This window comes from Alitabrizicola rongguiensis, assembly GCF_021491355.1.
Classification (GTDB): Bacteria; Pseudomonadota; Alphaproteobacteria; order Rhodobacterales; family Rhodobacteraceae; genus Aliitabrizicola; species Aliitabrizicola rongguiensis.
Genome location: NZ_JAKENF010000002.1, coordinates 73,738 through 86,613 on the forward strand (window position 1 = coordinate 73,738; position 12,876 = coordinate 86,613).

Annotated in this window: 14 protein-coding genes; 11 read left to right on the plus strand and 3 right to left on the minus strand. The window is 65.8% G+C overall.

Annotated elements, in window-relative coordinates; all coding sequences use genetic code 11:
* Positions 1-46 precede the first annotated feature (46 nt).
* The 3 genes from tpiA to L0V05_RS06355 all read left to right on the plus strand — a co-directional run bounded on the left by tpiA (position 47) and on the right by L0V05_RS06355 (position 2,967).
* On the plus strand, positions 47-787 hold the full coding sequence (gene tpiA / locus L0V05_RS06345) for a triose-phosphate isomerase (RefSeq protein WP_234869277.1): 741 nt from the start codon (positions 47-49) through the stop codon (positions 785-787).
* Between the two features lie 79 nt (positions 788-866).
* Entirely contained in the window at positions 867-1,781 is a 915-nt protein-coding gene (locus L0V05_RS06350) for a DMT family transporter (protein WP_234869278.1), read from the plus strand.
* A 1-nt stretch (position 1,782) separates the two neighbouring features.
* Positions 1,783-2,967: a cytochrome P450 gene (locus tag L0V05_RS06355; protein WP_234869279.1), complete on the plus strand. Its 1,185-nt coding sequence runs from the start codon at positions 1,783-1,785 to the stop codon at positions 2,965-2,967.
* 141 nt (positions 2,968-3,108) lie between these two features.
* Here L0V05_RS06355 and L0V05_RS06360 read toward each other — a convergent pair whose 3' ends face one another.
* Positions 3,109-3,570, minus strand: coding sequence for an Lrp/AsnC family transcriptional regulator (locus tag L0V05_RS06360; protein ID WP_234869280.1), 462 nt, complete (start codon positions 3,568-3,570; stop codon positions 3,109-3,111).
* 142 nt (positions 3,571-3,712) lie between these two features.
* On the opposite strand from L0V05_RS06360, the gene cobA reads away from it, so the two are divergent.
* The 6 genes from cobA (at position 3,713) to L0V05_RS06390 (ending at position 8,592) form a co-directional block, all read left to right on the plus strand.
* On the plus strand, positions 3,713-4,495 hold the full coding sequence (gene cobA, locus L0V05_RS06365; RefSeq protein ID WP_234869281.1) for a uroporphyrinogen-III C-methyltransferase: 783 nt from the start codon (positions 3,713-3,715) through the stop codon (positions 4,493-4,495).
* Positions 4,492-4,794: a DUF2849 domain-containing protein gene (locus L0V05_RS06370; protein ID WP_234869282.1), complete on the plus strand. Its 303-nt coding sequence runs from the start codon at positions 4,492-4,494 to the stop codon at positions 4,792-4,794. The genes cobA and L0V05_RS06370 overlap by 4 nt, the downstream gene beginning before the upstream one ends.
* 16 nt (positions 4,795-4,810) lie before the next feature.
* Entirely contained in the window at positions 4,811-6,481 is a 1,671-nt protein-coding gene (locus L0V05_RS06375) for a nitrite/sulfite reductase (RefSeq protein ID WP_234869283.1), read from the plus strand.
* Positions 6,450-7,226, plus strand: coding sequence for a phosphoadenylyl-sulfate reductase (locus L0V05_RS06380; RefSeq protein WP_406565958.1), 777 nt, complete (start codon positions 6,450-6,452; stop codon positions 7,224-7,226). Before L0V05_RS06375 ends, L0V05_RS06380 begins: the two co-directional genes overlap by 32 nt.
* Before the next feature lie 61 nt (positions 7,227-7,287).
* Complete coding sequence (locus L0V05_RS06385) at positions 7,288-7,701, plus strand: DUF934 domain-containing protein (protein WP_234869284.1); 414 nt, start codon at positions 7,288-7,290, stop codon at positions 7,699-7,701.
* Between the two features lie 51 nt (positions 7,702-7,752).
* Positions 7,753-8,592, plus strand: coding sequence for a ferredoxin--NADP reductase (locus tag L0V05_RS06390; protein WP_234869285.1), 840 nt, complete (start codon positions 7,753-7,755; stop codon positions 8,590-8,592).
* Positions 8,593-8,655: 63 nt separating this feature from the next.
* Here L0V05_RS06390 and L0V05_RS06395 read toward each other — a convergent pair whose 3' ends face one another.
* Entirely contained in the window at positions 8,656-10,917 is a 2,262-nt protein-coding gene (locus L0V05_RS06395; RefSeq protein WP_234869286.1) for a heavy metal translocating P-type ATPase, read from the minus strand.
* A 101-nt stretch (positions 10,918-11,018) separates the two neighbouring features.
* Between L0V05_RS06395 and L0V05_RS06400 the strand changes: the two genes are divergently transcribed.
* A complete protein-coding gene (locus tag L0V05_RS06400) occupies positions 11,019-11,450 on the plus strand; it encodes a MerR family transcriptional regulator (RefSeq protein WP_234869287.1) in 432 nt (143 codons plus the stop codon).
* Between the two features lie 48 nt (positions 11,451-11,498).
* Here L0V05_RS06400 and L0V05_RS06405 read toward each other — a convergent pair whose 3' ends face one another.
* Entirely contained in the window at positions 11,499-12,101 is a 603-nt protein-coding gene (locus L0V05_RS06405; RefSeq protein ID WP_234869288.1) for a hypothetical protein, read from the minus strand.
* Between the two features lie 98 nt (positions 12,102-12,199).
* Between L0V05_RS06405 and infC the strand changes: the two genes are divergently transcribed.
* Positions 12,200-12,853, plus strand: coding sequence for a translation initiation factor IF-3 (infC, locus tag L0V05_RS06410; protein WP_319937754.1), 654 nt, complete (start codon positions 12,200-12,202; stop codon positions 12,851-12,853).
* Positions 12,854-12,876: the final 23 nt, after the last annotated feature.

Here is a 12,876-nt window from a genome sequence, read left to right on the forward strand (position 1 = left end):
TGCCTTCGCGTAAGTCTGCCCCAGTCAGTCATGCGGAGGTCGGATTATGCGCAAGCTTGCGGCGGGGAACTGGAAGATGAACGGGCTGACCGCCCAGTTGCCAGAGGTGACGGCGCTGATCGCCGCCCATCCTTCGCCCTCCTGCGATGTGCTCCTCTGCCCGCCCTCGACCCTCGTGGCCGCGATGGCGTCAACGGCCGCTGGCCGGATCGCTGTCGGCGGACAGGATTGTCACCCGAAGGCCTCGGGCGCCCATACCGGCGACATCTCGGCGGCGATGCTCAAGGATGCCGGCGCGAGCTATGTCATCCTCGGCCATTCCGAACGCCGCGCCGACCATGGCGAAGGCGATGCCCTGGTGCGCGCCAAGGCCGAGGCGGCCTGGGTCGCGGGCCTCATCGCGATCATCTGCGTGGGCGAGACCGAAGCCGAACGCGACGCGGGCAAGACGCTGGCCGTGATCGGGACGCAACTCGCAGGCTCGGTGCCCGATGGCGCGTCTTCGGCCAATACCGTCATCGCCTACGAGCCGGTCTGGGCAATCGGCACCGGCCGCACGCCCACACTGCCCGAGATCGCCGAGGTCCATGCCGATATCCGCGCCCGGCTGACCGCGCGCTTCGGCGCGGACGCCGCCGGGTTCCGGCTGCTCTACGGCGGTTCGGTCAGGCAGTCGAACGCCGCGGAGATCTTCGCGCTGCCGAACGTGGATGGCGCGCTCGTCGGCGGGGCAAGCCTCAAAGCCAGCGATTTCGGGGCGATCGTGGCGGCGCTTTCCGCCGCCTGACGACACGGGCGCGTCGCAGACAAGCGATCCGCACCGTCAGAGGCCATGCCATGCTGGGGCGAGCGAGGACATCAACCCCATGACCGCAACGATCCCCACGGCCCGGTCGGCGCTGGCCGCCAATGGCATATGCCTGCTATCGATGCTGACCTGGGCGCTCGGCCTGCCGGCGCTCGGATACCTGGTGCAGTTCATCCCGCCCTTCAGCCTCACCGCCTTCCGGGTCGGATTGGCCGGGATCGTTCTGGTTTTGGCCTGGTTGCTGGTGGAAGGCCCCTCGACCGTCCTGCGGGCGCCCTGGGGGCGCGGTATCGGTGTGGGGCTCGTGGTGATGGGCCTCGGCGCCGTGCTGGTCGCAGTCGCGCTGCAGCTGACCGATCCGGTGACAGTGGCGATCATCACCGCGCTGATGCCGCTCGTCGGCATCGGCCTCGAAGTCATCCTGGACGGTCGGAAGATGACCCCGGCACTGTGGATCGGGCTTCTTCTGTCGCTGCTTGGCGGCCTCGTCGCACTTGACCTGACCGGCGCGCGGCCATCCCTTGGCTGGGGCGCGCTTGCCGCCTTCGTCTCGGTGCTGGCCTTCACCTGGGGGTCGCGCGCGACCGTTTCGGCCTTTCCCGCCCTCTCGCCGCTCGGCCGCACCGCCATAACCGTGGCGGGCGCGGGGTTTGGCATGTCGATCCTGGCGGTCATCATCTCGCACTCCGGTGGCCCGACGATCACCTGGAGCGGCATCGGCTGGAAAGAGATCGCAGCCCTCGTCGCGGCATCGGTCGGCTCGATCGCGCTCAGCCAGACGCTGTGGATCATCTCGGTCGGCCAGCTCGGCATCGGCATTTCCAGCCTGCACATGAATGCCGTGCCCTTCTATGTCATGCTCATCACCTTCGCCCTGGGTGGGGCGTGGAACTGGGCGCAGGCGATCGGGGCGGCCATCGTGGTGATCGGCGTCCTTGTCGCGCAAGGAATGCTCACCCCGCGCCGGATCTGACATGCAGACGCTCTCCCAATCCCCGACCGATTCCGCCTTCGTCCAGAACCCCTACCCGTTCTACAACCGCGCCCGGGCGGCGGGCCCTTTCTTCCACTGGCAGGATTACGACCTTACCTGCACCGGCTCGGCAGCGGCGGTGAATGCCATCCTCCGTGACCGCCGCTTCGGCCGTGAGGTGCCAGAGGAGAAGCGCCGTCTCGCCCCGGACCACCTTGCCCCCTTCTACGCGGTCGAGGCGCATTCCATGCTGGAACTTGAACCGCCCCGCCACACGCGGCTGCGCGGCCTCGTCCTGCGCGCCTTCACCTCGCGGCGGATCGGGGCGCTCGATCCCGAGATCCGCGCCCTGTCCCACGAGCTGATCGACGCCTTCCCCCACGGTCCCTTCGACCTGCTGCCGGCTTTCGCCCAGAAGATCCCCGTCATCATCATCGCCCGCCTTCTCGGCGTGCCGGAGGAGATGTCGGACGACCTGCTGCGCTGGTCGAACGCAATGGTCGGCATGTACATGGCAGGCCGCACCCGCGAGACCGAGGATCGCGCCGTCTCCGCGACCGAGGCCTTCGTCTCCTTCATGCGCTCTTATGTCGAGGAGCGGCGCAGGCGCCCCGCCGACGATCTCATCACCTCGCTCATCTCTGCCGAGGAGGCGGGCGAGAAGCTGACGACAGACGAACTCATCACAACCTGCATCCTGCTGCTCAACGCAGGCCACGAGGCGACGGTGCATTCGATCGGCAACGGCGTGAAGACGCTGCTCGAGACCCGCACGCCCGTCGCCGCCTTCGCCCCCGACAAGGCCGCAGCCACCGTCGAGGAGATCCTGCGTTACGACCCGCCGCTCCATCTCTTCACCCGCCACGCCTATGACGAGGTCGAGGTGATGGGCCGCACCTTCCGCCGGGGCGAGGAAGTGGGGCTGCTGCTCGCCGCCGCCAACCGCGATCCGGGGGTTTGGGACCGGCCGGATCACTTCAATCCCGCCCGCCCGGAAAAGACCAACGTCGCCTTTGGCGGCGGCCTGCATTTCTGCGTCGGCGCTCCCCTTGCCCGTCTCGAACTGCAGATCGCGCTTCCGATCCTGTTCGAGCGCTGTCCGACCCTGCGCCTCGCAGAAACGCCGCGCTACGCCGATGTCTATCACTTCCACGGCTTGAAGCGGCTGATGGTCGCCTGCAACTGAAGGCCCGCCCCGTCTCTTTTGCGGAAACATCCTCGGGGGTGCGGGGGCAGACGGCCCCCGCTTCCAACCTCTCGACCCGAGCAGGAGCCAAAATCTGACGCAAGAATTTTCGCAGAAAATTTGACGGCTTGGCGTGAAGAGCTAAAGCGGCAGCACCGTCGTCGCCTTGATCTCCTCCATGCTGAGAAGTGCGGTGACGTTGTAGATCTTCACCTCGGAAATCAGCGCTTGGTAGAAGGTGTCATAGGCGCGCGCATTCGGCACCCGCACCTTGAGGATATAGTCGATATCGCCGGCCAGCCGATGCGCCTCCAGCACTTCCGGGCGGTCGCGCAGGACCTGAAGGAACCTCCTCTGCCACTCCGCTTCGTGCTCGCTCGTGCGGATCAGCACGAAGAAGCAGGCCTCGAGTCCAAGCGCTTCTGGGTCGAGGATCGCGGTCTGCTTCAGGATCACGCCCTGCTCGCGCATCCGCCGGATCCGGTTCCAGACCGGGGTCTTGGAAGAGCCTACGCGGCGGGCGATCTCGTCCAGCGACAGGCTCGCATCCTCCTGCAGCAGAACAAGGATTTTCCGGTCCATTTCATCCAGCCGGGCCACCATTCGCGCTTTCCTCCGTTTTGCAGAACCATGTTCCGCGCGGCGCAATAGTGAGAACAGATTTCCTTATCTGCAAGGGCCTCTGGCGGAAAACCGGAAAAATGTCCTAATCTAGGCGAGGATTTTCCCGCTAACCGGTCCTGTCATGCCCGATGCTGTTTCGCCTCGTCCCATGGTCACCTCACCCGGCTCCGTCACCTTCGTCGGCGCCGGGCCAAGCGACGCCGACCATCTGACGCTGCGCGCCGCCCGCGCGCTGGCAGAGGCCGAGGTCATCATCCACGACCGTCTGGTCGGCGCATCAGTCCTGGCGCTGGCCAATCCGGCAGCGCTTCTGATCGACGCCGGCAAGGAAGGCTTCGGCCCCTCGACCGCGCAAGCCGACATCAACACCCTGATCGTTGTCCACGCCGCCGCCGGATCGCGGGTTGTCCGCCTCAAGGGCGGCGATGTCGGGATCTTCGGCCGGCTCGACGAGGAGATCGAGGCGCTCGAGGCGCGCGGGCTCGGCTGGACCATCGTGCCGGGCCTGACCTCGGCCACCGTTGCCGCCGCCGAAATCGGGCAGAGCCTCACCCGGCGTGGCCGCAATGCCAGCCTCCGCATCGTGACCGGCCATGACGTGGCCGGCTTCGCCGAGCAGGACTGGCGCGGCATGGCCCGCACGGGCGAAGTCGCGGCGATCTACATGGGCAAGAAATCGGCCCGTTTCGTCCAGGGCCGGCTGATGATGCACGGCGCTGATCCGGCCACCGACGTGACCATCGTCGAAAACGTTTCGCGCCCCGACCAGCGCATCCTCGGCACGGTTCTGGCCGATCTGCCCGAGACCATCGCCGGGGTTGAAGGCCCCGCCGTCATCCTCTATGGCCTCGCCCCGCGCCGGGCGGCGGCCACCCTGCCCCAGTTGAAGGAGGCTTTCGCATGAAGGGCCGTTTCACCCCGAAAGTCGTCACCGCCAACGACCTGCGCCTCGGCGACGTGGTCTATCTGACCGCCAATGACCGTTGGAGCCGCCATCACCACGAAGCCGAGCTGATCGAGGACGAGGCGCATGCCCAACTGCGCCTCATCCACGCTGCCGCCCAGAAGCTGACTGTCGTCGGCGCCTATCTCGCCGATGCGAAGGCCGGGCCGAACGGCCCCGAGCCCACCCATTTCCGCGAGGAGTTCCGCACCCGCGGCCCCTCGAACTATCCCCACGGCAAGCAGGCCGAGCTGAACTGAGACCGGAGCCAGCCAGATGTATTCCTACTCCGACTTCGACGAAGCCTTCGTGCGCGAGCGCGTCGCCCAGTTCAGCCAGCAGGTCGAACGGCGCCTTGACGGCTCGCTCTCCGAGGATGAGTTCCGCCCGCTGCGCCTGATGAACGGGCTTTACCTGCAGTTGCACGCCTACATGCTGCGGGTGGCGATCCCCTACGGCACGCTGAACCCCAGCCAGATGCGCCAGCTCGCCTATATTGCCGAGACCTGGGACAAGGGCTATGGCCATTTCACCACCCGCCAGAACATCCAGTTCAACTGGCCGAAGCTCGAGGACGTGCCCGCGATCCTGTCCGCCCTGGCAGATGTCGAGATGCATGCCATCCAGACCAGCGGGAACTGCGTGCGGAACGTGACCTCGGACCATTTCGCCGGCGCTGCAGCCGACGAGATCGAGGATCCGCGCCCGGTGGCCGAGCTTTTGCGCCAATGGTCGACCGACCACCCGGAATTCCAGTTCCTGCCGCGCAAGTTCAAGATCGCCATCACAGGCAGCCCGAATGACCGCGCCGTGACCAAGGCCCACGATATCGGCCTGCGCATGGTCCGCAATTCGGCCGGCGAGCCGGGCTTCGAGGTGATCGTGGGCGGCGGCCTCGGCCGGACGCCGATGATCGGCCATACCGTGCGGGACTTCCTGCCGAAGGCGGACCTTCTGCCCTACGTCGAGGCGGTGCTGAGTGTCTACAACACGCTCGGCCGGCGCGACAACAAGTACAAGGCGCGCATCAAGATCACCGTGCATGAGACGGGCGTCGAAGAGATCTCCCGCATGATCGAGGATCGCTTCGCCGAGCTGCGTCCGCTGTTCGGCGGCAATGACCAGAAGCTGCTGGCGGAGATCGAGGAAGCCTTCGCGCCGCCCGCCTTCAAGGTGACGTCGACCGAAGCCTACGATGCCTTCTACAAGGCTGACCCGGTGTTCCGCGCCTGGGCCGACACCAACCTGACCGCGCATCGCAACGCCCAATACGCCATCGTCACCGTCAGCCTGAAGGCCCATGGCGCAACGCCGGGCGATGCGACGGCAGAACAGATGCGCGTGCTCGCCGATCTGGCCGAGACCTATGGCCATTCGGAACTGCGGATCAGCCACGAGCAGAACGTGATCCTGCCGCATGTCCACAAGGGCGACCTGCCGGCGGTCCATGCCGCGCTCCACAAGGCCGGGCTCGGCACGGCCAATGTCGGGCTGATCTCGGACATCATCGCCTGCCCGGGCATGGACTATTGCGCGCTGGCCACGGCCCGCTCGATCCCGGTCGCACAGGAAATCGCCACCCGCTTCGACGCGCTGAAGCTCGAGCACGACATCGGACCGCTCAAGATCAAGATTTCGGGCTGCATCAACGCCTGCGGCCATCACCATGTCGGCCATATTGGCATCCTCGGCCTCGACCGGGCGGGGGTGGAGAACTACCAGATCACCCTTGGCGGCGATGGCACCGAGACGGCGGCGATCGGGGAAAAGACCGGCCCCGGCTTTGCCTATGACGAGATCGTGCCAGCCATCGAGCGCATCGTCGGCGCCTATCTGGAGCATCGCGAAGGGCCGGAAGAGACCTTCCTCATGGCCTATCGTCGCCTCGGCATGGCCCCGTTCAAGGCGGCCCTCTATGACGCGGAAGGCGACCGGGATGCCGCGTGACCTGCATCAGGGCGAAGTCGCCGAGCGGGTCGCCCTCCTCAATTCGCGCTACAAGCACCACGGGGCGACCGCGGTGCTGGAGCATGCGCTGAAGGACGCAGACCTGGGCCGCGTTGCACTGGTTTCCTCTTTTGGGGCGGAGTCGGTGGTTCTGCTGCACCTCGTCTCGGTCGTAGCGCCGGAAACGCCGGTTCTTTTTGTCGATACGCGGATGCTCTTCCCCGAGACGCTGGAGTATCAGCGTCAGGTAGCCGAGATGCTGCACCTCTGCGACATCCGCACGATCCGCGCGTCGCAGCCACGCGTGTCCTTCGAGGATCCCGATGGAACGCTGCACCAGTTCAGCACCGACGCCTGCTGCAATGTCCGCAAGGTTGAACCGCTCGAACGTGCTCTCTCGACCTTCGATGGCTGGATCACGGGCCGCAAACGGTACCAGGGCACCAGCCGTGCGGCGGTCGAGTTCTTCGAGGCCGAGGGCGACTATCGCATCAAGGTGAACCCGCTTGCCCATTGGGGCAAGGAGGACATCCAGGACTACATGATCAACAACAAGCTGCCCCGGCATCCTCTGGTGGCCAAGGGCTATCCGTCGATCGGCTGCGCGCCCTGCACGAGCCCGGTGAAGCCGGGCGAGGATGAACGCGCAGGGCGCTGGCGCGGCACGGCGAAGACTGAATGCGGCATCCACTTCATCAATGGCAAGGCCGTGCGCGGCCCGGTCACGACGGAGAACGCCGCATGACCGGGCGAATTTTCTACGAAAATTCAGAAATTTCGCAGAAATTTCGAATGGGAGAACTGGCATGACCGTGATCGTCACCGACAAGGGCTTCGCGGCCGAGGACTGGACAGGCGGCTTCGTGGCTCTGGCCGAGGTCGATGCCCTGCCGACAGCCAAGGCTGTCGATCTGGCCGGGACCGACGACCCGACGCCGCTGTCGAACCTGCTGGGCGGGATCGAGCTCATCCGCATCACCTTTCCCGCCTTCAATGACGGGCGCGGCTTCACCGTTGCGCGCCGCCTGCGGATGATGGGCTACACCGGGCGGCTGCGCGCCCATGGCCCGATCGTCGCCGACCAATATGCGATGGCGCGCCGCGTGGGCTTCGACGAGATCGAGATTCCCGATGACCTGGCCGCCCGCCAGCCGGAAGACCAGTGGCGCTTCCGTGCGAACTGGCAGGCCCATGACTATCAGTCGCGGCTCAGGGCCTGATTTACGGGTTTCCCGGCGCTGCCGAGTGACGTATTCCGAAAGCATGATCAAATGACCGAAGCGAGTGCCGTGACCGACGTCCCCGCCCCCCCGATTGCCGCTGCAAAACCGCACCTGCCCGACGCCCAGACCGTCACCGCCGTCACTCACTGGACGGACCGGCTGTTCTCGTTTCGGGTGACCCGGCCGAAATCCCTGCGCTTCCGCTCGGGTGAATTCGTGATGATCGGCCTGCTCGGCGACAACGGCAAGCCGCTCCTGCGCGCCTATTCGATCGCTTCGCCTTCATGGGACGAAGAGCTGGAGTTCTACTCGATCAAGGTTCCGGACGGGCCGCTGACCTCGCGTCTCCAGCATATCCAGGTCGGCGACGAGATCATCCTTCGCCCGAAACCCGTAGGCACGCTGGTGCATGACGCGCTGCTGCCCGGCAAGCGGATCTGGTTCCTCGCGACCGGCACCGGCATCGCTCCCTTTGCAAGCCTGATGCGCGACCCCGAGACCTACGAGAAATACGATCAGGTCATCATGATGCATACCTGCCGCGAGGTGGCAGAGCTTGAATATGGCCGGCAGCTGGTGGAAAGCCTGAAGGACGACCCGCTGATCGGCGAGATGGTCGAGGGCAAGCTGCTCTACTATCCCACGACGACCCGGGAAGAGAGCCCGCATATGGGGCGCATCACCGACAACCTGACCAGCGGCAAGGTCTTTGCCGATCTCGGCATCGACCCAATCGACCCCGAGGATGACCGCGCCATGGTCTGCGGCAGCCTTGCCTTCAACCATGACGTCAAGGCGGTTCTGGAGAAATTCGGCCTTCAGGAAGGGGCGAATTCCGAACCGATGGAATACGTGGTTGAGAAGGCCTTTGTCGGCGACGGAATCTGACTTGCTCGCCGATCGAAGTCAAAGGGCCCGCCAGCGCAATGGGGCGGGCCTTCTTCTGCGCGGTCAGGTCTTGCTCGGGTCATAGCGCAGAAGGCGCAGCGCGTTCAGCGTCACCAGAACGGTTGCCCCTGTGTCGGCCATGATCGCCATCCAGAGCCCGGTGATCCCGAGGATAGAGGTCACGAGGAACACCGCCTTCAACCCAAGCGCCAGCGCCACGTTCTGGCGGATATTGGCCATGGCAGCACGCGCCAGCCGGATCAGCGCCGGAACGTCGGTCACCCGGTCTCGCAGGATCGCCGCATCGGCGGTTTCCAGCGCCACGTCGGTGCCCGAGCCCATGGCGACGCCGACCGTTGCCTGCTTCAACGCCGGGGCATCGTTGATGCCGTCACCGATCATCATCACCCCTCCGCCCGACCGCAGGTCGCGGATGGCATCCAGCTTGTCCTCGGGCATCATCCCGGCGCGGAACGTCAGGCCAAGGTTTGCGGCAATCGCCGCGGCGGGGCGGGCGTTGTCGCCGGTCAGCATCACGCCCTCGACGCCTAGCGCCTTCAGCTGTCGGATCGCCTCGGCCCCGTCGCTCCTCGCCTCGTCGCGCATGGCGATCAGGCCAAGCGGCGCGAGTTCCCGGTAGACTGCGACGACGGTCTTGCCCTCCTCTTCCAGCCTTGCGGCCTGGTCGAGCGTCCGGTCATCGATCGCGCCATCCTCTGCCGCGTGGCGCGGCGCCGAGACCCAGGCCCGGCTTTCCCCCACGATCGCCTCGACGCCCTTGCCCGGCAGCGCCTTCGCCTCGCGCGAGGGCAGGACTGACAAGCCGGCTTCTGTCAGCCGGTCAAGGATGGCGCGGGCCAGCGGATGGCTCGACCCGCTTTCGACCCCGCCCGCGACGGCCAGCAACTCGGACTCGGTTACACCCTGGGCCGGGACAAGGTCGGTCACCACCGGCCGGCCAAGGGTCAGCGTGCCGGTCTTGTCGAAGGCCACACGCGATACAGTCGCCGCCGCCTCGATCACCGCGCCGCCCTTCATCAGAAGCCCGCGGCGGGCCCCGGTTGACAGGGCCGAGGCGATTGAGGCAGGCACGCTGATGACCAGTGCACATGGGCAGCCGATGAGCAGAAGTGCCAAGCCTCGATAGATCCAGATGTCCCACGGTTGGCCAATGGCCAGCGGCGGCACCACGATCACAAGCGCCGCAAGAGCCACGATGGCAGGCATGTACCAGCGGCTGAAGCGGTCGATGAAGCGTTCGGTCGGCGCGCGCGCCTCTTCCGCCTCCTCGACCAGGCGAATGATACGGGCGATCGTGTTGTCGGCGGCAGTCTTCGTGACCTTCACTTTCAGGACTGCCTCGGTGTTGATCGACCCGGCAAACACCGCATCACCGGGCCCCTTGGCGACGGGTACGCTTTCCCCGGTCACCGGGCTTTCGTCGATGCCTGACACCCCTTCGAGCACCTCGCCATCGGCGGGCACACGGTCGCCGGGGCGGATCATCACCGTCTGTCCGATGACAAGCGAGGCGGCAGGCACCTCCTGAATCTGCCCGGCGATTTCCACCAGCGCCGTCTTCGGGACGAGAGTCGCGAGCGCCCGGATTCCATCGCGCGCCCGGTTGGCTGCAACTCCCTCCAGCACCTCGCCAACCGCAAACAGGAATACGACCAGCGCCGCCTCCTCCTGTGCCCCGATGACCAGCGCGCCCAAAGCGGCAATGGTCATCAGGCTTTCGATGGTGAAGGGCTGGCCGAGCCTCAGCGCCCCGAACGCCCGTCGCGCGACGGGCGCGATCCCGATCAGGCAGGCGAGGACGAAGGCCCATTTGCCCGCCCCTGCCGGACTCAGCAGCTCGGCGATCCAGGCGAAGGCCAGAAGCGCGCCGGTGACGATCACCAGCCGCCCCTTGTCCGTCTCATACCAGCGCCTGCCGCGATCTTCGGCATCGTCATGCCCGTGGTCGTGGTGATGCCCGTGATCGTCCCGCGCTCCGACGGCTTTGTCCCGGCCCAGCTGTTCCCCATCTGCCGACAGAGCAGGCTTGACGGGCATGTCATCCGGCAAAACGAACCCGCGCTTCCGCGGCGCCTCCTGCCCGCGTGGGGCGATCCCGTAGCCGAGCTTGCGGACCACGTCCTCGATGGTGCCGGACTCGGTCGTTCCGGGTTCCAGCTCGAGTGACAGCCGTTCGGTCATCAAGGCGACCTTCACATCGCTGACGCCCGGCATCTTCTCGACTGCACGCGTCACCTTGAGCGTGCAGGCGGCGCAATCCATCCCCGTGACTGTCCATTCGCGCCGCGTCTGCTTCGTGTCCATTTCTGCTCCTGCCGCCCTGCGACTTCGCCTCGGGGCGGGTCTTGTTCTCATCGAATCGGAAATCTAATGTCTCTAGCAACTATAGGTTCAAGGGGGTTTCGATGCTGACAATCGGAAAACTCGGGGCGGCGGCGGGGGTGAAGGTCCCGACCATCCGTTATTACGAACAGATCGGCCTGCTTGGGCAGCCTGATCGCAGCAGCGGAAACCAGCGGCTTTACGGCGCCTCCGACATGAACCGGCTGGCCTTCATCCGCCATGCCCGCGAGCTTGGCTTTCCGCTCGAGGCGATCCGCGAATTGCTGAGCCTGTCCGACCATCCCGACCAGTCCTGCACGGCGGCGGATGCGATTGCCCGGCGGCAGCTTTCCGCAGTGCGTGCCAGGATCGCGCGATTGAGGGCGCTGGAGGATGAACTGGAGCGGATGGTGGCACAATGCGCCCATGGCACCATCGCAGGTTGCCGGGTGATCGAGGTCCTTGGCGACCACGGCCAGTGCGCAAGACCGCACGGCGCCGAGCCCGCGGAATGAGAAAGCAGCCCCGGGGGGCTGCTTTTCCGGTCGTTTCGAAAGCCGGGATCAGAGACCCATCGCCTGCTTCAGCTGATCGAGCAGGTTCTGGACTGCCGAGGGGTTGTCCTTCACCTGGTTGTAGGTGGCCAGCAGCGTGTCCTTGGTCGCCTGCGGAATGTTCGCGGCATTGATCCGGTCAAGGATATCCTGTCCGGACAGCTTGGTCGCATCCCAGACCATGGCAGCGGCATTCGAGGCCGCAGTCGCGGCAGAGGTCGCTGCCTCGCCCGCGGCGGCGGCGGCATCGGTGGCAGCCTGACCAGCGGCAGTCGCGGCTTCGGTTGCGGCACCGGCAGTGGCGGCGGCGGCATCCTTGGTCGCATCAACGGCAGCCGCGGCGGCGTCCTTGGTCGCGTCGACCGCTGCTGCGGCAGCATCTTTGGTGGCATCGACGGCGGTGCTGGCGGCATCCGAGGCGGCGCTGGCAGCGTCCTGAGTGGCGTCGGTCGCAGCTTTCGTCGCATCCTCGGCCGCTTTCGCGGCGTCTTCCGTCGCCTTGGCTGCGTCTTCGGCCGCCTGCGTGGCGCGCTGCGACGGCAGGTAGCTGAATTGGTAATAGGCGCCGACGGCGAGCAGCAGCGCCACAATAACAAGAATGACTCGTTTCATCGATGTTCTCCTCTAACGCGCATCAGCAGCGCGACGATCCTATTCTAGGCCGGCACGGGGGCGGCGTCCAAAGGAGAAAATGCACGCCTGCCCGGGAAATGGGCATCGCGGAATCTCCTCGACTCCTCCGGCGAAACCGGGTTGAAAGCCCACTGGCGCACCATTATCTTGCGCAGCCAAAGCGAAATCACACAAGGATCGCCACCATAGCCCGCCGTCCGCACAATGCCCCGCCGCAACGCGAAACCGGTCCCCGGATCAACGACCGCATTCGCGCCCCCGAAATCCGCCTGATCGGCGCGGATGGCGAGAATGTCGGGGTTGTAACCCCGGCTCGGGCAATGGCACTGGCGGCCGAGGTTGGTCTTGATCTCGTGGAAATCTCGCCGAACGCCGAGCCCCCGGTCTGCAAGATCATGGACTTCGGCAAGTTCAAGTACGAGACGCAGAAGCGCGAGGCCGAAGCGCGCAAGAAGCAGAAGATCATCGAGATCAAGGAAATCAAGTTCCGCCCCGGTACCGACAAGCATGACTATGACGTCAAGATGCGCTCGGTGTTGAAGTTCCTAGAGGAAGGCGACAAGGTGAAGGTCACCCTGCGCTTCCGTGGCCGCGAGATGGCGCACCAGGAACTGGGCCTCGAGCTTCTGAACCGGGTTGCCGCCGATGTCGGTGGCGCGGAGGCCGGCAAGATCGAAAGCATGCCGAAGCTGGAAGGCCGGCAGATGGTGATGATGATCGCCCCGAAGTAAGTCTGACACCCGACCAGACGTGA